Genomic DNA, 19,792 nt, shown 5'->3' with positions numbered 1-19,792 from the left:
TCAATTAATTTCTTGAGAAAAGGACGAATATATCCTCATTCGTCCCCATAAACCTAAACTGTTATCTAAGCAATATTGTCTGACTGAATAACTCCATAAGCAAGCTGGTAACCAGGTGGCTTATGGGGACAATCAATAGGTTCCGAAACAATAACTCCATATAGCGGTAGCGGACGTATAATAGGCTTCCCAGTAATTGATGAAGCCCCACCAAAAACGGCTTCTAGTTCTTCTTCATTTAAATCCTTGAGTTCATCGTCACCAGCAGTTGACTCCAACAATTGAGTCGTATATTCTTCAAACTCATCCTGAGTGAAATTGTAGCCAGCGGCTTTGACTTTTTGGCTACATTCTTCCTTACTTTTAACGCCTTGAATTTGAGTGCGAAAAGCTTCATCATTTGCTAGCTTTGCATAAAATGCTTGAACATTTTCTAAGGACATGATTTCCTCCTAAAATTATTTAACTCAGACCTAGCTTTGCTTAACCAAAAATCGGTGTTGCCACTTCAACTGCTAGTTGAGAGGGATTGTAATTATCTGTAATAACTTGCGGGCAACGTATACAAGCTGCCTTACCTTCCTGCTGCCTCCACCGATAATCTAGGCGTATGGAACAATTATGTAATTTCCCAAACTGCATAACTAATTCGGCGATAAGTCATTGGAATAGCCTCAATTAATTTCTTCAGAAAAGGACGAATATATCCCTATTCGTCCCCATAAAGCTAAACTGTTATCTAAATATTTGACTGAGTAACTCCATACAAAGGCTGCACAACAGGTGGCTTATGTGGACAATCATCAATAGGTTCAATAACTCCATATAGTGGATGTGCTACTATAGTATGCTTTGCAGCAATTGATGAAGCCCCACCAAAAACGGCTTCTAGTTCTTCTTCATTTAAATCCTTGAGTTCATCGTCGCCAGCAGTTGACTCCAACAACTGAGCCGTATATTCTTCAAACTCATCCTGGGTGAAATCGTAGCCAGCTGCTTTGACTCTTTGGCTACATTCTTCCTTACTTTTAACGCCTTGAATTTGAGCGCGAAAAGCTTCATCATTTGCTAGCTTTGCATAAAAGGCTTGAACATTTTCTATGGACATGATTTACTCCTAAAATTATTGAACTCAGACCTAGCTTTACTTAACCAAAAATCGGTGTTGCCACCTTAACTGCTAGTTCAGAGGGATTGTAGTTATCTGTAATAACTTGCGGACAACGCGTACAAGCTGCCTTGCCTTCTTGCTGCCACCACCGACAATCTCGGCGTATAGAACAGGGTGGTAGTTCTTCTGCTACTGATGGTAACTTTTCTACAATTCGCATTGCTAGACGACAATCTTGTCCATCAAAATGCTGACAACCTTTAGTAGCACAAGGTGCTGCCGTCCGAAAAATTTCGGCTGGTGTAATTGGACTAGTTTTTGCTATTAGTTCATCCGTAATAGGTTGGGGCTTTTTGAGATAAGCTACACGGGATTCTGTCACTGTCCCACCGACTACGCCAAAGACAACACTATCCACATCTGGTCTAGCACTGGGACAAAGTGTAGTTTTATTAGCAGCAAATTCTTCCATCAATTGAGTCTCCAAGGAAGATAATTTTTTTAAAAGGCTTCGGGTTCCTTGGAGATGATTCCTGTAGTAATAATAATAGGAAACGCTATACCACCTGCTACATTTGTGGCTTCTGTTTTAGACAAAGCTAACAGGGCATCTTCTGAATCTAAACCTTGGTTCCGTCTTTCCACGGCATTTTTTACAGCATCATCAATTAGCTCGTTAATTTCAAGCTTACGGTTATACTTTATTTCCATGTTGATTTTCCTTTGAATTTTGACATGATTAGACTTCAATACTGAATAAAACTGCCTAATCATTTCCTCATTTTAAGAAAAAGGAAAGCTAACAAGTCTATTGGTAAGACTCTCAATGAGATATAAATAAAACTTTTATGTCATTAAATAAAAATGTTTTAAATATCCTATTTTTAGCGACAGGTATATTAATCAAGTCATGTATAGCAATCCGATTTGATTTTTGAAGTTCTTGGCTTGGTACGCGAAGCGAGATAGGCAGGGAGTCGGGAATCAGCCTTTTCGAGTTGAGGGCGAGTTTATTCACGCAATCAAATAGGAGTTCTATACTTTTGCATACCAATGCAAATTGAATATTTAGGTTAATTATGGGCATTAACTATAATAGTTATGTCCTAAAATTATTGCCATTATAAGATTTATAAAATGTGAATATGTCAAGCAAAATTTGGCCTTTATAGCGCTAGATGCTTATACCGCCACTACCCCTCATTCACTACCTCTCGCCTGACAAATAAAGCTCGATAAACAGGTTCACCCTTTTTTTGCGTTCCTATTTCCCGTTCTGTAGGGACTGGGAGTGGGTTTTGAGCTAACCATTCTTCTGTACCAACTTTCTGATAAGCTGGATGAGCAGCAAAGCGATCGCGCATTTCTACAGCAACAAATTCTATATCTGATTGCAGAAATACAACGCAACCAACCGCAAGATAATTAGCTAACTCTGCCACTAGTTCTGGTTGGACTACACGGCGTTTAGCATGGCGGGTTTTAAACCAAGGATCGGGGAATTGAATTGTAACACGTTGTAAACTTCCTAGAGGGAGGGAAGATAAAAGCGATGCCTGCGGCGGGCTTTGCCTACGCAGTGAGTTATTCACATTGCAAAATAAGTAGTGCAGGTTTGTCAAACCTAACTCAGAACGTAATTTATTCGCCTCCACCACCAACGGTTCCCGAATTTCCAAGCCTAGAAAATTCCAGTTGGGTTCTATTTTGGCCATATTTACCAAAAACAGTCCTTTAGCGCAGCCAATATCTAAATGTAGCGGTTGATTTGGCTTTGCATAAATTTTTTCCCAGTCTTGGGGACTTGCTGGTGTTTGATACTTTTTCGCAAGTGGATTAACATGCTGGCGGACTCTGACTGCTGCCAAAATTTTCTCTCCTTTACCTGAAAATATCCTGATATAGTAACTATGAAACTCCTTTGCTATTCATGAACTGTCACAAACGTTTGAAATTGTATTCAATTAGGAAGCGTAGCTTGCCGCACTTCTCTACGAGACGCTCTTGCTAGCTTGCTTCCCTGTAGGGGTACGACAAAGCTCAGTGACCATCGTAAGCATCGCCTCATCGAAAAAAAGGCGACGTGTACTTGATTATTAAAGAAAACGTAAAACCTTTATCGCCTGAGACTTTGAAGGAACTCTTGCTTGAGCGCAAAATAGTTATTAATCTCTGCACAAGTAAGCGGTGTAACTTTTATTTCTGCTCGGATTGGCTGTAATAAAGCGTTTAGGCTGCAATGTGAACTGTTAGCCTTTCTATATACGCAATCGGAACTCATGTCAGTTATCCTAAAGTAGTCACCTATTTCTAGTTGTTGGAAAGTCATTAGATCCTCAAAATTTTTGCTAGATAACGGTTATAAAACTAAGAACTTATAAAGCTAATTCTAAATTGTTCTCTTAAATTTACCTTTTTATATTTTAAGTTAAGTAAATTTGCACTAAGTAAGCTTTTAGTTCATTGCTCTCTTTAACTAGCTAAGAGGCTATTTACCGTGATTTATTATACCTTTTTTACTAAATATTTGAGTTACCTACCCAGGCAAAAAAAAGCAATATATGCTAGAATTTTATCAAATTATGGCAATTATTCAAGAGAAATTTAGAATAATTTTGCACTTTGTTGAGTAAACAAGCTAAAATCTACGATTTTTGGAGATTTTTAGGTTATGACAACCTCACAGGAGAGGATTATCCCGACAGACTTGCGAAACGAAATGTCGCAATCTTATCTGGAATACGCCATGAGCGTGATAGTGGGTCGGGCGCTGCCAGATGCCAGGGATGGTCTAAAACCTGTGCATCGTCGCATTCTCTATGCAATGCACGAGCTAGGTCTACTTCACGATCGCCCCTTTAAGAAATGCGCCCGTGTGGTGGGGGAAGTGTTGGGTAAATATCACCCCCACGGCGACACAGCAGTATATGATGCCTTGGTGCGGATGGCGCAGGATTTTTCCATGCGATCGCCCCTAGTTGACGGACATGGTAACTTTGGTTCAGTAGACAACGATCCGCCAGCCGCCATGCGGTACACAGAATGCCGCTTAAAAGCTTTAACTAGTGCTGGTTTACTCCACGACATCGAGTGTGAAACCGTAGATTTTGCTGATAACTTCGACGGTTCCCAGCAAGAACCGACAGTGCTACCGGCGCGGATTCCTCAGTTGTTGCTCAACGGTTCCTCTGGCATTGCCGTGGGTATGGCAACCAACATTCCACCGCACAATTTGGGCGAATTAATTGATGCTTTAGTGGCTATCATCCACAATCCCGAAATCACCGATATCGAATTAATGCAGTATGTTCACGGCCCAGACTTTCCGACTGGGGCGCAAATTTTAGGAACATCTGCCATTCGAGAAGCTTACACCACCGGGCGTGGTTCTATCACCATGCGTGGTGTCGCTAACATTGAAACCGTTGAACAACGGGGACGACCAGATAGAGAAGCAATTATCATCACCGAATTGCCCTATCAAACCAACAAAGCGGCGCTGATTGAAAAAATCGCCGAAATGGTAAACGAGAAGCGGCTAGAGGGCATCGCAGATATCCGGGATGAAAGCGATCGCGACGGGATGCGAGTTGTGATCGAACTCAAGCGTGATGCTTATCCCCGCGTCGTTCTCAACAACCTCTACAAGCAAACACCACTACAAGCCAACTTCGGCGCAAATATGCTGGCGTTGGTGAATAGCGAACCGCAAGTACTCACCCTCAAGCAGTTCTTAACCGTCTTCTTGGATTTCCGCATCGAATCCATTGCCAGACGCACCCGTTACGAACTGCGGAAAGCCGAAGAACGTGACCATCTCCTACAAGGATTATTAATTGCCCTGTCGCACTTAGATCCAATTATTGTCTTGATTCGCCATGCTCCCGATGCACCCACAGCTAAAGGTGAATTAATCACAACTTACGGACTTTCGGAAGTGCAAGCAGATGCGATTTTGCAGATGCAATTGCGGCGGTTGACTGCCTTAGAAGCAGATAAAATTCGTTTAGAACACGAGGAATTACAAGCGAAAATTACCGATTTGCAAGATATTTTGGCACGCCGGGAGAGAGTGCTAGAAATCATTGAAACTGAAGTTGGGCAACTAAAAACTAGCTTCGCCACACCTCGCCGCACGGTAATTTTACCAGGGGAAGGGGAATTAGACGATCGCGACCTAATTGCCAATGAAAAAGCAATAATTTTGGTTACAAAGCAAGGCTACATTAAACGGATGCCAGTCAACACCTTTGAAGCCCAAAGCCGTGCTACCAGAGGCAAAGCCGCAGCCAAGGTAAAAGATGATGACACCGTTGAGCATTTCTTGACTTGCTGCGATCACGACAGTATTTTATTCTTTAGTGAACGTGGTGTTGTTTACTGCCTAACAGCTTATCAAATTCCGGTGAGTTCGCGTACCAGTCGCGGGACACCAATTGTCCAGATGCTACCGATTCCCAAAGAGGAAAAAATCACTTCGATTGTACCTGTTGACGAGTTTAGCAACGAAGAATATCTGGTCATGCTCACCAAAGGCGGTAATATTAAGAAAACCGAATTGGCAGCATTTAGTCACATTCGCGCCAATGGTTTGATTGCCATTTCCTTAGAAGAAGGCGACCAACTGCGCTGGGTGCGACGCGCCAGAGTAGAGGACAGTGTAATCATTGGTTCTCAAAACGGCATGGCGATTAACTTTCGATGCAACCACGAACAACTGCGTCCTTTAAGTAGGGCGACTCGTGGGGTGAAAGCCATGAAACTCAAAAATAAAGATGAACTGGTGGGTATGGATATTCTCCCGGCAGCAATTCTTGAAACTTTGGATATAGTTACAGAAACCGAAATTGAAGATATCGAAACAGTCGAAACAGAAGATATCGAAATTACCGAAACTAATGAAGAGTCCGCAGAAGTGCCTAGCAATGGCATTATTGGCCCTTGGGTGTTGGTAATTACAATGGGAGGATATGGTAAGCGCGTACCCGTTGCCCAATTCCGCCTACAAAATCGTGCTGGTCAGGGTTTAATGGCAACTAAGTTCAAAAACCGTAAAAACAAAGACAAGTTGGCAACCCTACGCATTGTCAACAATGATGATGATGAAATCATGATGGTGACAAATCGTGGTATTATCATTCGTCAAGCGGTAAATGCGATTTCTATCCAATCGCGATCGGCAACTGGAGTTAGAGTACAGCGTTTAGACGAAGATGACGCCATTATCGGAGTGGCAGTAGTTCCACCTGATGCTGCCGATGCAGAAGAAGCAGAATAAAAAGCAGGGGGAGCAGGGAAAGCAGGGGAGGCAGGGGGAGAGGTTAACTTCCTTACTCCCTTACTTGATTGCCTTAGCTAGCGGCATTTTAATGGGGCTAACTGTAGCCCCTGTAGGTGCATGGTTCTTGGCTTGGATTGCCCTAGTCCCGCTCTGGGTAATAATTATCACCTCAGCCAAACGCAAAAACCAATTCCCTCCTGCTTTCTTCTGGGGTATCGGTTATCACAGTGTCGCCCTATCTTGGATTACCGGAATTCATCCGATGACATGGTTGGGCGTTCCTTGGCTGCCAAGTTTGTTGATCACCCTTTTTTGTTGGGGATTTATCAGTGTCTTGGGAGGGGTATTCCTTAGTATTTGGGCGGCTGTGATGGTTCGCCTAAACGGACAAAAACCGTGGCTGCGTGTACTGATTGGTACAGCCGTCTGGTGCAGCTTAGAGAGTCTATGGAGTGCTGGGCCTTTGTGGTGGAGTTCCCTTGCTTACACCCAAAGTCCGCATAATCTCATAATTGTACATTTGGGGCAACTCTCTGGGCCTAATACTGTGACAGCTGCGATCGTCGCTGTTAACGGGTTAATTGCTGAAGGATGGATGAACCGCCAAGACGCCAAGGACGCCAAGATTTTCTCTGTGTCCTTTGCGCCTTGGCGGTTCGTTAATAAATACTGGGTTAGCGCTACAGGATTATTAATTACCTTACACCTCATTGGTTTTATCTTATATAGTCGTCCCATTGCCCAATTACCAGAAGCAGCCTTGAAAGTGGGGATTGTTCAAGGTAATATCCCAAACCGACTTTTACAAAGTTCTGAAGGGTTTCGTCGCGCCCAAGAAAACTATACCAATGGATATCTAACTTTAGCAGACCAAGGTGTAGATGCAGTCCTTACCCCAGAGGGAGCCTTACCAATTTTCCAGCGTAACTTGATGCAAACTGCTTTAGTCGCAGCCGTGAAGGCAAAAGGCGTAGTTGCTTGGATTGGGGCTTTTGGCGAACGGGGAGAGAGTTATACAATTAGCTTGTTTACTTTCAACAGCAAGGGTGAAATTGTTAGCCGCTACGATAAGTCCAAACTAGTACCTTTGGGAGAATATATTCCCTTTGAAGGGATTTTAGGCGGAATAATTCAACGCTTGTCACCTTTGGACGCGCACCAAGTTCCTGGTTCGGCAAATCAAATATTTGATACTCCTTTTGGTCGGGCGATCGCTAGTATATGCTATGAATCTGCTTTTCCTGAGCAATTTCGCCGCCAAGCTGCTGTGGGTGGGCAATTTATCCTCAGTTCTTCTAACGATGCCCATTACACTGCATCGATGCCATTCCAGCACCATGCACAGGATATCATGCGGGCAATTGAAACTGATAGATGGTCAGCACGGGCAACTAATACAGGATATTCAGGCTTTATAGATCCTCACGGCAGAACCTTGTGGATATCTGGATATAATACTTACGAGACTCATGCTGAAACAATTTATCGGCGACAAACGCAGACTTTATATGTGCGTTGGGGTGATTGGTTGACAGCGTTATTATTGATATCCTCTGGAGGAGCTTGGCTGCTAATTCAACTTAGCCATACAAAGAAAATCAGCGATTAGTAATTATAGCAAGGGACTGGGGACACAACGACTAGCGGTAGTTGAATCTCGACTTCGCGGCAGTTGAATCTCGACTCCGCTCGATTACCGCGTAGCCGAAACTCGATTTTTGCACAGTCGAAACTCAGTGCATCGCTGGGGACTGGGAAGAAGGAATAAAGATGTACTGAGTTTTTTTCATGCAATCAAATATGAGTCCTATATAAACCAATAAGGTTCAGTTAAGAATTTATTTCTTCTCTCTGCGTCCTTGGTGTTCTTGGCGGTTCGTTAAAAAAATCACTTTCACTAAGAGTTTTAGCCTTAACTGAACCGTATTGCTATATAAACCCCAATTAAATAAATTTACCTAACAAACTAATTGTTGGCTGTAATGAATGAGCTTGAAGAAATAACATACTTTGCTCATCAAAAGCAGTCCAATTTTGGTTAGATAAACGCTCAGAGGCAACAATAACTTGGTCTGGATGCTTGAGTGCATCACAATACCAATAAAGAGTAGGAGCTTGTGTGCAGTAAGCGTAGCGAATTGCTGCAATTTCTTGACCATCGGTGACAATTATATTAGCACTAAAGTTGGTGTCGTATTTTGATGCCAACTCAGTCAATTTTTGAATTGTGTCACGTAAGGCTGAGAACAGAGTCTTGTCTGGAGACGACTGCCACATTTCCACTAACAAGGCGAAGATATGTTCAGAGTCAGTCATGCCTTTAATCAGGCCATATGTGGAATCAGAGAGGCTCTCACGGATTGGTCTATAGAGAGTCTGTTGAAAGTTTGAGATTTCGCCATTATGCACAAACAAAAGTTTCCCACTGCGAAATGGCTGACAGTTGCTAATGTCGAGTGATTCACCTATCCCAGCTAATCGCGCATAGCCGACAGTACAAGTAGATTGTACATAGTTGCTCAACTCTTCCAGATTTGGATCGTTCCACATCGGGATCGTATTTCGATAAGTAAAGGGTTTACCTCCTTCGTTATACCAGCCTATACCTACCCCGTCTGCACAAACTACTCCTGATTTTAATTCCAAAGGACTGTAACTTTGTTTGTAAAGCGAATGCTCTTGTTTATACAGCAACTCATCTAATCGGATGGGGTTACCAAGGTAGCCAATTAATCTACACATAAAAAAACGACGTTGCTGAAAGAGTAACGAACGAAATTCAGTCACAAGCCCCGATATAAATCGAACCTTTTAACTGTGCAATTACTGCGAATCTTTACTAAATTTAACAATTATTCTTAATCTTGTGTACGCTTGAACTATGACTAAAGTCATGGTTTTTTTTACAAATTTTAGAAATTTTTTTAAAAAAAAGTAGATTAAATAAATTTAAATATAACTAAAGGAAGTAAAAAATATTATTATTTTATGCATATCATTTATGACAAGATAAATTTATTGATACCCCATTTACTCAACGTCAGTTCGACGAACTTCTCCCTGACTTGAACTAAAGTTAAAATCTGTCTCTCTCGCCCGTTGGCTACGGTATACACATAAGTCTCTTGAACTGCACTTTTGTTGCATCGACCTGCATCTTTGTTGTATTAACCTGCACCTTTGTTGCATCGACCTGCACTTTTGTTACATCGACCTGCATCTTTGTTGTATTAACCTGCACCTTTGCTGCATCGACCTGCACCTTTGTTGTATTAACCTGCAAAAATTAACTCACTCTACGTTACGCAGTAACTCTAAGAAACTTGTGCATACACAGTAGTGCCCGTCAAAGAAGGAAGGTTTGCATTACTGACAGGCATTGCCCGCTATATCTACCCTACAAACTTAATTATCTCTATCTTTGGTAATTTTTTTAATCCGTTAGACTCATCTAATATTAATCCAGAGATTTTTCAAAAGTGAGTTTGTTTGAGGTAATGCCACGATTCAGACAAAAGATGCATCTAAGTGATCAACCAAATATCTAGATACCTAAAAAATTTACTGCGGCAACGGTGGAGTTCTTAGGCTTCTCAATCCCTTGGCTTGAGAGGGAAAATTTATGAAGTGTATAAATTTAACCGATAAGCATTTTGTTTCATGTTAAAACGTTCTTACTTACTTAAATCCTTAAATCTATTACTCGCAAATCCAGTATTAGTTATCACACTAATGCTCACAGCATTGACGAGTGGTTGTCAAAAAAACGATCCGGCAGCGAATGCTCAAGGCCCGCCACCATTGCCGGTGAAACTTCAGAAAATTGATGCAGGCACAATCGAAGAAAGTTCTGTGTTTGTCGGATCGTTGGAAGCGCAGCAAAAAGTCACGCTACAGCCCCAAACTCAGGGACGAATCGAATCGATTCTGGTGTCGAGTGGTCAGCGAGTGCAGCAAGGTACACAGATCGCATCCTTGAGTTTAGATCAGACTCAGGCTAATGTCGCGAGTTCCATCGCTGCGGCTAGTTCAGCGCAAGCAGCTTTATTGACGGCTCAAGCACAATTTCAACAAGCCGAAGCCCAGCGAACTAAGGCCGCCGCCAATGTTCAGCTGCAACGGACACAATTCAATCGTAACCAACAGTTAGTTAACGAAGGAGCCATAGCCAGACAAGAATTAGACATTGCTAGAAATAATTTACAAGCGGCAAATGCAGACTTGCAAGCCGCAAACAAACAAGTTGCTGCATCAGGTGCAGCCATTCGGCAAGCACAGGCAAATGTACGCCAAGCCCGAGCCAGCACGGCTGCCTCACAAGTCAATCTTAATTTCAAACGAGTGGTAGCACCGATTACTGGCGTAGTCGGTTATTTTCCAGTGAAAGTGGGAGATTATGTGAACACTGGACAAACTATTACCACGCTGACGCAAAACGATTCGCTGGATCTCAATCTTTCTGTACCCTCAAATCGATTGAATCAACTGCGAACCGGATTACCCGTTCAATTGCTCGATCCTACCACGCAGCGACTGATTGGCACAGGCGCGGTCAACTTCATTTCTCCCTCAGTCAGTTCCGATCAGCAGTCAATTTTGAGCAAAGCACGCTTTCAGAATTTACAAGGGCGATTGCGCGATGGGCAATACGTTCGAGCTCGGGTGATTTGGAATCAACAACCAGGTATCTTAATTCCCACCGCCGCAATTTATCGCAATGCCGGACAAAATTTTGTGTATGTCACGGAAAACAAAACCGTAAACGGCAAACAGCAGCAAGTTGTGCATCAGCGTTTAGTGCGCCTTGGTGACATTCAAGGCACAAACTATCAAGTCCTCTCAGGACTTAAATCCGGCGAAACGATCGTGACTGCTGGCATTCTCAAACTTAGAGAAGGCGCACCAATTCAACCGCAATCCTAAATCCAGGACATCCGATCATGTCGATCGCTAACACCTTCATCAAACGCCCAGTATTAGCTACCGTTTGTACCTTAGTGATTTTGATTTTGGGGGGAGTGTGTATTCCGTTACTGCCGCTCAATTACTTGCCAGATATTGCACCGATTCGCGTTCAAGTCTCAGCTACCTATACAGGCGCGGATGTGGAAACCGTAGAAACTGCCGTGACAACGACGTTGGAGCGACAGATTAACGGCGTTGAGGGAATGCAGTACATGACCTCGAACAGTTCCGCAGGTAGTAGCCAAATTTCAGTGTATTTCGAGTCACAGACGGATAAAAATATTGACCAAGTGAACGTACAGAATCGCATTGCCCGTGCGACACCTCGCTTGCCAACGACCGTGCAACAATTCGGTGTGACAGCGCAAACGTCTTCAACCAGCATTTTATTAGTGTACGCGCTTTATCCCCAAAATAATGAGTATGACGCGCTGTTTATTAGTAACTACATTGACCTCAATTTGCGGGATCAACTGCTGAGAACACCGGGAGTTGGCGATATCACAATTTTTGGTGAAAAAGAGTATGCGATGCGCTTGTGGCTCGATCCAAATGCACTGGCGAGTCGGCAATTAACCGTGACAGATGTGGCAACAGCACTGCGATCGCAAAACATTCTCGCCGGAGCCGGAACGTTGGGTCAACAGCCTGTGCCCCCAGGTCAAAGTTATGAAATTCCGCTGCGAGTCAATGGTCAATTCAAAGATGCATCAGGATTTGAGAATCTCGTCATCAAAGCCGGGAGTGATGGCAACTTAATTAAACTCAAAGATGTCGGTCATGCCGAACTCGGCTCGGAGACTTACGCTAGTAATGCGAGAAATAATGGCAAGCCGGCGATCGGCATCGCAATTTATCAGTTACCAGGTAGTAATGCGCTGGATGTGGCGAAAAACGTTCAGGCGCAAATGAATGACCTAATAAAAGAGTTTCCGCCTGGATTACAAGCCAAGATTGTTTACGATACCGTTGGGTTTGTGCAAGCATCACTCGAAGAAGTAGTGAAAACCCTTGTGGAAGCGATCGCACTGGTGGTACTCGTGATTTTTCTGTTTCTCCAAGACTGGCGAGCCACAATTATTCCGATTATTGCGATTCCGGTTTCGCTGATTGGCGCATTAGCATTTGCTTACGTGTTTCGATTCTCGTTAAACAATTTGACCTTATTTGGTTTAATTTTGGCGACAGGATTAGTCGTAGATGATGCAATTATCGTCGTTGAGGCAGTTGCCCGCAAAATTGAACAGGGAGTGCGACCATTTCAAGCGTCAATCGAGGCAATGGACGAACTTACCGGAGCAGTGCTGGCAACGTCGCTGGTGTTGATGGCGGTGTTTATTCCAGTAGCGTTTTTTCCGGGTTCGACTGGGAGAATGTATCAGCAGTTCGCCTTAGTAATTGCCTTTTCGATCGCGATTTCAGCATTTAATGCGCTTTCATTCAGTCCCAGTATGTCTGCGATTTTGCTGCGTCCGCCACGACCCAAACGCGGCGCGCTTGGCTGGTTTTTTAACAAGTTTAATCAAATTTTGGCATGGATTATTCAACGATATCTCGCGATCGTCAATTTTCTAATTCGCGTTCGTTATGTTGTCATTGGATTGTTTGTGGTCGGTTTAGCTGCCACTTATTTCATGTTCACCCATGTTCCTACTGGATTTGTTCCCAGTGAAGATCAAGGGATTTTGTTAGGCATTATTCAAGCCCCGGATGGAGTTGCCCTCGGCTATACCGATCGAGTACTCGAAAAAGTTGAACAAGTTCTCCAAAAAGAACCAGAATTTAATAATATTTTTGTAACTTCAGGATTTGGGTTTGCAGGCAGTGGGTCAAATCGCGGCGTCTTCTTTGCTCAACTCAAGCCGTGGGAAGATCGCAGCAAATCCGATCAAAGTGCGTCTGCAATTTTGACCCGAATTAATGGCGGATTTCAAGGGATTCCCGAAGCCGTAATCACCGCAGTCAGTCCCCCACCAATTCAAGGCTTTAGTACTTTGGGTGGATTTGAGTTGCAGCTTGAAGACCGCACCAACGGGCGACTGACAATTGATGATTTTTTCGCCAATGCCCAAGCGATTATCGCCCAAGCGAATCAACAACCAGCTCTCAAAGGCGCTGTGTTTACGCAGTTCACCGCCAATACCCCACAGTTTCAAATCGACTTCGATCGCGATCGCCTCGAAGCCCTCAACGTCAATTTTCAAGATGCTGTCAGCACACTTGGAACCGCCATTGGTTCGCAGTATGTCAACGATTTTATCCTTGGACAGCAGAGCTATCGCGTTTATGTTCAGGCAGACGGCAACTATCGGCGATCGCCCGATGATATTCGTCAGCTTTATGTGCGATCGACAAATAACCAAATGGTGCGATTGAGCGAGGTTGCAACACTCACGCCAATTACAGGCCCATCTGTAATTAATCACTACAATGGCTTCCGTGCCATCGATCTGCAAGGCAGAGAAGCATCGGGTTACAGCAGTGGACAAGCAATCCAAGCAATGCAGCAAACGGTGAGCCAAGTAGCAACACCGGGGGTTGGCAGTGACTGGATTGGAACTGCCCGTGAAGAATTAAGTGCAGGTAACTTGGGCATTCTAATTTTTGGTTTCGGGATCATTATGGTGTTTCTCACACTTGCCGCTCAGTATGAAAGTTATATCGATCCCACGATTATTTTGTTGACCGTACCGTTAGCGTTGTTAGGTGCGTTGAGTGCGCTAGCCTTGCGCGGTTTGGTAAACGATGTCTACGCTAACGTAGCGTTGGTAATGCTGATCGGACTCGCCTCGAAAAACGCCATTTTGATCGTCGAGTTTGCTAACCAAGCTTATGAAGGGGGTATGGCAATTTCACAGGCAGCCTTAACCGCAGCCGAAGAACGGTTTCGACCAATTGTCATGACTTCGAGTGCGGCATTGCTGGGATTTTTCCCTCTGGTAATCGCCACCGGGGCGGGTTCTGCCTCGCGCTGGTCGTTGGGAACGGCTTTGTTTGGCGGGTTACTCGTGGCAACGATTTTAAGTTTGCTCTTTGTTCCAGTGCTGTATGTAATCATTAAGACTTTGGAAGATCGCTTCTTGAAACATAAACCTACTAATCGCTCCCAACCACCATCTCCAGATGGAAACGAGGATGGACAATCAAAAGCGATGCCTTCTGTTCAAGAGGCTTCTCCTGACGGAGACGCTTCTCTTCGAGAGGCTTCGCCAACGCCAACGGCAACGTCTTCTCCTTCTCCTATCAAAGACGCTGCGCGAACGGAGACGCTAACGCCAACGACGAACGCTCATCAACATTCATCTGTGATTATCAAGCAAAACACTGATGAGAACAGACCTAATGATTCGAGTGATGAAAAAGGAAATAGGGAATAGCGAGTTGAGGATTGACCACAAGAGCAGAGAAGAAAGACTGACTACAACTTATTCTCGGTCACTGAGCGACTTGCCCTGAGCGTAGTCGTAAAGCCTGCGGCATAGCTACGCTTAGCGTGCAGCGTCCCGTAGGGAAGGGAGCCGAAGTGCTGCTCCACTGCTCCCTCTTCCCCTACCCAACTCTGCTTTCTATTACAAGAGATAAAGATTAAGTTACAACTTTAGGAGACGCTGAGACAATGTATAGTATCCCCTAATAATTTAGCAACTTTATAAGCATTGGAGTAAAGCAAATGAATGCTAGATTAATCGCTTTCTCTGGTTTTGTGACAGCATTTGTCGGTGCAGGAATTGGCTTTATTGCTGCTAGTTTACTTCCTTGCCCTTACACGAGCCAAATGTATCAAAATTTGGAGCAAAAATACGCGATCGTTGGTGCAGTTGCTGGCTTGCTGATCGGTTCTAGTCAAGAAATGATTCGAGAACTCAAACAAGAGCAAGATGCAGAAGAAAACTTGTTACGAGATTTGAACAAAATTATTCACTCAAGTACAGATAAAAAAAATTACTGATCTGTTTAGTGCAAGACATCATTTTTACAAAATACATTACCCGGATCTTTCTCAACAAAAATACAACTTACTTAAAATACAATACGCTTGAGTTAAGGATAATTGTAGGTTGATTTGAACGTTCGCGTAACGTCTTATAGGGAAGTGAAAGCTAACAAATGCCCGAAATGTTGGATTACCCTGTGGGATCTTGCTACTTTCTTCAACTCAACCTATGCAAATTTATTTTTCTGGCTTAACTGAAACGTATTGTTTTTGAAGTCAAGTAATCTGTCGCTCTACAATTGGTGATGCATCGCTCTATTAAAACTTAATCAAATAAGTATTTGTTGGTAGGCTTTGGGCGGTTCCTAAATTTGTAGACAAATCATTGACATTACCTGTTTTGATCACAGCAAACTTATTATTAAATAGCAATATTTCACCATTACCGGGTGTTATCCAAGCTTTGCGAGTCTTGAGATTATTGGGAAAAATTAAAAAACTTGCATCGCCACGGTAAGGTGGAATCGGTTTACCTAAGAATGTTTGGCTATTTCTATTGGGAATTGCGTAAGCAGCACTAGATCCAACAAATATATTAGTGCCATCTGAGTAAATAGTTTTAGGAAAATTGCTATTGCCATCTCCCAATCCTCCTGTTGAAGGAAGTCTTGTAAGACTAAGTTGCCCACGTTCAACAGTGAATGAGGTTAAATCAATAACTCCTGTGTAAACTTTTGTCTCATCACGAGTTTGGGCAGCATTGGTATATTTATCTGTAGTGATCGAAGTCTGTGTTGATAGGTCTTTACCATTCCACCTATAGATTGAATTACCCCCATAGACGGAACCAAGTACGTAGAGTTTATCCCCAGAAATGTATAATCTGTTGAGTCGGGTATCTGCCATATTATCAATAAGACTGGCAGGATTGTAACCCCAAAGCTTACCTTGGTTTACACTGAGCGTACCTGAAGTATTATCCCCTGGCAAATTTGGCAAGCCAAATATACTTGTGCCATTAAAACCCATTCGGTAAAGAAAAGCAATTTGTATTGGAATACCTGACCGCTTTTGTTGCTGAAAACCACTGATGTAAAGATACTTATTTTTGTACTCAAAATCCATTACCTCAGTTACTGCATAGCTACGTTTAGCTTTGAAGTTGAGGCTGGTATCATATATTGATAGAGTATTTTCAGACTGGTGAATAATCAAGCCATCTAAAAATTTCACTCTTGTTTTTGAGTTAGCAGCACTGTCAACTATTTTTTGGGTAGTTCCATCAGTTTTTATTTTTACTAATCCTGTTGGAACAGCTAGAACATAAGTCTTGCCGTCAATTGCTACAATGTCACGAGCATCCTGATAAGAGTTTGGAATTAGTTTTTTTCTCCCATTAGCTTCTACTTCCCATATACCCTCATTATTAATGACCGCAACTTTGCTGCCGTTGACACAAGCCGCTCTTGGAGAAGCAATATTAAGATATGTGGCTATTGTGGGGCTAGAATAACTAAACATTGTTATCCCTCTATGTATATTTCTATTGTTTTCTGATTGAATCTCACATCACTATAAGTCACCTAATGAAAAGCTTCCACAATCCGTACCATGTTACTATAGGTCAACTCAAAACCTCTGGATTTTCAGCAAGATAGTTTTGATAATCAATCTGCAACGCCTCGTCAGTTGAACTGGTGCAGACATCAAGTTGTCCTTCAGCATGTTCTCTTGTGGCTAATTAGAGCAATTACTTACTTTTTATATATTAATAGCGATGGGATGAGGGGCTAGCACAGCAATCGTTAAAGTATTGCAACAAATATAATTGTCATAATCAATCCTTGTGTTAGGGATTAATCATGGCGATCACTCATACGGAACTGCGATCACTTCTCTAGTGGATCAAGCGGCCATAGCTTCTATACATGACTTACGCAATTAGCACACTGCGATCGCCACTTAATAGTACATAGGTATTACTAAAATTCCCTTATGAAAGTTTTGTATTTGAAATATAAATGGCATTAGTGAAGCACTATTGAAATAATATTTATGAAACAATAAGTAGAAAGCGTATAAATAAAATTTATTCGCGGTCATCAGGTTTACTAAACTTAATTACTGCCAATACTTGCTAAGTAGCTAAATCAATTATAAAATTAAGAATTTGGCAGAGCATTTAGAACAGATAAGGCATGGTGAATTATGAAATTTCACGTATGGCTTAACAGAATAAAAAAGCTGGAAAACGTTAGAGGGTTACAGAGTGCAGCGTCTGCCATTAATTTTATTACTAAAGATGGATGATTTTAAGTTTAACAAACTCGTATTTAATATTACAAATAGTAAAATATTAAATTTGTAGGTAATTAATTTTCTTGCGCTACCAAGGAGTAATAATGGTTTTAAATCAATATCAACGTGCCGTAGGCGTATTTACTCATCGTCGAGATGCAGAACAGGCACTACATGAGTTAAGAGATTCTGGCTTGGCAATGGAAAAAGTATCTGTGGTTGTACAGAATACAGACCGCAATTATGAGATTGGCGATGATCAAATAGGTGATAAATCCGACGAAGGCGCAACAGTAGGAGGTCTTTCAGGGGGCGCTGTCGGTGGGTTGACTGGTTTATTAGTAGGTCTAGGCACTTTAGCAATCCCTGGAGTTGGACCAATAATGCTAGCTGGGGCAGCTGCAACCGCTTTGGTTACAACTCTTGTAGGGGCAAGCATAGGTGCAGCTACTGGGACTTTTGCTGGTGCATTAGTTGGTTGGGGAATATCGGAAGAGCAAGCTAGAGCATATAACCAGCGAGTAGAGGTTGGACACTATTTAATAATTGTAGATTGTACATCTTTTGAAATTGCTAAAGTAGAAGCAATTCTCCTGCGTTGGGGTATTGAAGAGTTTGGCATTTACGAGCATCTTAACAGTGAACATGAAACTATAAATTATCTCACTAATACGACTTCTGCTAGTGCTATTCCTAATAAAAGTGGGATTTTGGCCAAATATGCTGTTAGTGATTTTAATAACATAGATAATGTTGAAGCTGCAATTAATAATATGTGTGCCGTAGGTTTCCCAGTAAACCAGATTTCCTTAATTTGTAAAGACTTTTCTCAACTTCAAGGATCAACAGGTATTAATTTGAGTGAGCGCTTCGACGCTATGAGGCTAGGAATAGCAGATGAGTGGGCACGCTTTTACAACGAGCAAATTGAGCAAGGCAATTACATACTCATAATTAATGGCACAGATAATGAACTTGATTACGTTAGCTCTATTTTAGGTAATTGCGGCGTTCAAGAAATTCAAATTTATGACCCAATGTTAATTCGTTCCTAAAAACGAGTACCGAAAAACTTAACAATGAAAAGTCCAAACCCTGCTCTGGAAAGATTATTATCGTTTAGATGCGTTTGCCCTGAAGAATATTCATCTTTAACTTTATATTAACTCTATAACTCTAAACGAGCGCAAAAGTTTTCAGTTTACAAACAAAGCTATATTAAATAAAAAATCTCTCTATATGATGAAGAATTTGGCGTTGCTGAATTCAAAGTATGAATCATGCGAGAGATCGCCTTAAGCATGTTGCAATTTAAATGCTAGATTAGCTTATTACGCCTGGAAAATGGGCTAAAGGTAAAACTCAAGCAATTACAACTAATGGCGGAATGCTGGGTGATATCAAATCCGGTAGCATCGGAATAATTAAGCTGATGCTTGAGGTTACCAATGATATTAGGTAACCTGCCGAATTAAAAATTGCCTGAGTCGGGATATTTTTTACGTATTTCTTCTAGTATCTATTTGAGTTTTTTTCTAAGTTTCAAGTTCAACTGGGTCTTGAAGTTCGTGTACTGGATGCGGAACCTTTAAACACATTTCAAAAGTCCGTAAGTACTCCCAGCCTCGCTGCGGATGAATATAACACTCAAGATGATTACTCATCCAATCTGCTACTTTACGACCATTCCATAAACCTCCATCTGGTGGTGGCTCTTGCAATGCTACCCATAATAAAGCTTGTTGTGTTTCAGATAGAAATGTATCACCACCTCGATATTGATGACGCTTATCTTTTAATCCATCTGCACCTGATTGGTTATAACGACCAACGATTCTATAAATAGACCCACGCCTATATCCTGTAACTTTTGCAACTTCTTGTACCCTGTATCCCTTGCTTAATAGCCAGATTATTTGTAACCTTGTGCGCTCTACCGGGTCTCAAGCTCGCCGATAAAGTTTTTTCTAACTCTTCTAAGCAGTTGTGGTGCTCTAGTTTCAAAATTTTTGGCATTGTGATCGCCAGGTTTGCATTCTTCTTTACTTAGCTGCCATCATATCACTCGGATGCTACCGGATTTGATATGATTTATGCAATACTAAATTCAGCAAAAACAAAAGCTTTCTCAAAGTCATTTGAGAAAGCTTTAGTTAGAAAAAATAAACCTGGCATCGAGCTATTTTTGCGTAGGGCAACCCCT

General features: G+C 42.2%; 14 protein-coding genes and 1 pseudogene. 6 read left to right on the top strand and 9 right to left on the bottom strand.

Annotated elements, in window-relative coordinates; all coding sequences use genetic code 11:
* Positions 1-65 precede the first annotated feature (65 nt).
* The 5 genes from V7L20_RS09395 to trmB form a co-directional block, all read right to left on the bottom strand.
* Positions 66-443, bottom strand: a complete 378-nt coding sequence (locus tag V7L20_RS09395; protein WP_334743816.1) for a Nif11-like leader peptide family natural product precursor — start codon at positions 441-443, stop codon at positions 66-68.
* A 296-nt stretch (positions 444-739) separates the two neighbouring features.
* Positions 740-1,108, bottom strand: a complete 369-nt coding sequence (locus V7L20_RS09390) for a Nif11-like leader peptide family natural product precursor (protein ID WP_334743815.1) — start codon at positions 1,106-1,108, stop codon at positions 740-742.
* 40 nt (positions 1,109-1,148) lie between these two features.
* A complete protein-coding gene (locus V7L20_RS09385) occupies positions 1,149-1,583 on the bottom strand; it encodes a nitrogen fixation protein (protein WP_334743814.1) in 435 nt (144 codons plus the stop codon).
* A 29-nt stretch (positions 1,584-1,612) separates the two neighbouring features.
* Positions 1,613-1,822, bottom strand: coding sequence for a hypothetical protein (locus V7L20_RS09380; RefSeq protein ID WP_334743813.1), 210 nt, complete (start codon positions 1,820-1,822; stop codon positions 1,613-1,615).
* Between the two features lie 482 nt (positions 1,823-2,304).
* Positions 2,305-2,979, bottom strand: a complete 675-nt coding sequence (gene trmB / locus V7L20_RS09375) for a tRNA (guanosine(46)-N7)-methyltransferase TrmB (protein WP_334743812.1) — start codon at positions 2,977-2,979, stop codon at positions 2,305-2,307.
* Between the two features lie 803 nt (positions 2,980-3,782).
* Here trmB and gyrA point away from each other — a divergent pair.
* Positions 3,783-6,389, top strand: a complete 2,607-nt coding sequence (gene gyrA / locus V7L20_RS09370; RefSeq protein WP_334743811.1) for a DNA topoisomerase (ATP-hydrolyzing) subunit A — start codon at positions 3,783-3,785, stop codon at positions 6,387-6,389.
* A complete protein-coding gene (gene lnt, locus V7L20_RS09365) occupies positions 6,370-8,001 on the top strand; it encodes an apolipoprotein N-acyltransferase (protein WP_334743828.1) in 1,632 nt (543 codons plus the stop codon). Before gyrA ends, lnt begins: the two co-directional genes overlap by 20 nt.
* A 335-nt stretch (positions 8,002-8,336) precedes the next feature.
* Here lnt and egtC read toward each other — a convergent pair whose 3' ends face one another.
* Positions 8,337-9,134, bottom strand: coding sequence for an ergothioneine biosynthesis protein EgtC (gene egtC / locus V7L20_RS09360; RefSeq protein ID WP_334743810.1), 798 nt, complete (start codon positions 9,132-9,134; stop codon positions 8,337-8,339).
* 918 nt (positions 9,135-10,052) lie between these two features.
* Here egtC and V7L20_RS09355 point away from each other — a divergent pair.
* The 3 genes from V7L20_RS09355 (at position 10,053) to V7L20_RS09345 (ending at position 15,306) form a co-directional block, all read left to right on the top strand.
* Complete coding sequence (locus V7L20_RS09355) at positions 10,053-11,315, top strand: efflux RND transporter periplasmic adaptor subunit (RefSeq protein ID WP_334743809.1); 1,263 nt, start codon at positions 10,053-10,055, stop codon at positions 11,313-11,315.
* Between the two features lie 17 nt (positions 11,316-11,332).
* Entirely contained in the window at positions 11,333-14,734 is a 3,402-nt protein-coding gene (locus V7L20_RS09350) for an efflux RND transporter permease subunit (protein ID WP_334743808.1), read from the top strand.
* Positions 14,735-15,027: 293 nt separating this feature from the next.
* Positions 15,028-15,306: a hypothetical protein gene (locus V7L20_RS09345; protein WP_334743807.1), complete on the top strand. Its 279-nt coding sequence runs from the start codon at positions 15,028-15,030 to the stop codon at positions 15,304-15,306.
* Positions 15,307-15,609: 303 nt separating this feature from the next.
* Here the strand turns inward: V7L20_RS09345 and V7L20_RS09340 are convergent, their stop codons facing one another.
* The gene (locus tag V7L20_RS09340) at positions 15,610-16,812 is read right to left on the bottom strand and encodes a hypothetical protein (protein ID WP_334743806.1); all 1,203 of its coding nucleotides are present in this window, start codon (positions 16,810-16,812) and stop codon (positions 15,610-15,612) included.
* 881 nt (positions 16,813-17,693) lie between these two features.
* Between V7L20_RS09340 and V7L20_RS09335 the strand changes: the two genes are divergently transcribed.
* Positions 17,694-18,644 carry a hypothetical protein gene (locus V7L20_RS09335; protein ID WP_334743805.1) on the top strand — a complete coding sequence of 317 codons (951 nt, stop codon included), beginning with the start codon at positions 17,694-17,696 and terminating at the stop codon, positions 18,642-18,644.
* Between the two features lie 480 nt (positions 18,645-19,124).
* Here V7L20_RS09335 and V7L20_RS09330 read toward each other — a convergent pair whose 3' ends face one another.
* Positions 19,125-19,310, bottom strand: coding sequence for a hypothetical protein (locus tag V7L20_RS09330; RefSeq protein WP_334743804.1), 186 nt, complete (start codon positions 19,308-19,310; stop codon positions 19,125-19,127).
* 69 nt (positions 19,311-19,379) lie between these two features.
* Positions 19,380-19,517, bottom strand: a pseudogene (locus V7L20_RS32580) (helix-turn-helix domain-containing protein); the annotation flags it as partial.
* Positions 19,518-19,792 lie beyond the last annotated feature (275 nt).

The organism is Nostoc sp., from assembly GCF_036916735.1.
In the GTDB taxonomy this organism is placed as follows: Bacteria; Cyanobacteriota; Cyanobacteriia; order Cyanobacteriales; family Nostocaceae; genus Nostoc.
The sequence above is the reverse complement of the archived record's forward strand: the minus strand, read 5'-3'. Positions and strand labels throughout refer to the sequence as shown.

Excerpts from the sequence above, each read along its gene's own strand:
- V7L20_RS09395 (WP_334743816.1), bottom strand. The coding sequence starts at position 443 with ATGTCCTTAGAAAATGTTCAAGCATTTTATGCAAAGCTAGCAAATGAT.
- V7L20_RS09390 (WP_334743815.1), bottom strand. The coding sequence starts at position 1,108 with ATGTCCATAGAAAATGTTCAAGCCTTTTATGCAAAGCTAGCAAATGAT.
- V7L20_RS09385 (WP_334743814.1), bottom strand. The coding sequence starts at position 1,583 with ATGGAAGAATTTGCTGCTAATAAAACTACACTTTGTCCCAGTGCTAGA.
- V7L20_RS09380 (WP_334743813.1), bottom strand. The coding sequence starts at position 1,822 with ATGGAAATAAAGTATAACCGTAAGCTTGAAATTAACGAGCTAATTGAT.
- gyrA (WP_334743811.1), top strand. The coding sequence starts at position 3,783 with ATGACAACCTCACAGGAGAGGATTATCCCGACAGACTTGCGAAACGAA.
- lnt (WP_334743828.1), top strand. The coding sequence starts at position 6,370 with ATGCAGAAGAAGCAGAATAAAAAGCAGGGGGAGCAGGGAAAGCAGGGG.
- egtC (WP_334743810.1), bottom strand. The coding sequence starts at position 9,134 with ATGTGTAGATTAATTGGCTACCTTGGTAACCCCATCCGATTAGATGAG.
- V7L20_RS09355 (WP_334743809.1), top strand. The coding sequence starts at position 10,053 with ATGTTAAAACGTTCTTACTTACTTAAATCCTTAAATCTATTACTCGCA.
- V7L20_RS09350 (WP_334743808.1), top strand. The coding sequence starts at position 11,333 with ATGTCGATCGCTAACACCTTCATCAAACGCCCAGTATTAGCTACCGTT.
- V7L20_RS09345 (WP_334743807.1), top strand. The coding sequence starts at position 15,028 with ATGAATGCTAGATTAATCGCTTTCTCTGGTTTTGTGACAGCATTTGTC.
- V7L20_RS09340 (WP_334743806.1), bottom strand. The coding sequence starts at position 16,812 with ATGTTTAGTTATTCTAGCCCCACAATAGCCACATATCTTAATATTGCT.
- V7L20_RS09335 (WP_334743805.1), top strand. The coding sequence starts at position 17,694 with ATGGTTTTAAATCAATATCAACGTGCCGTAGGCGTATTTACTCATCGT.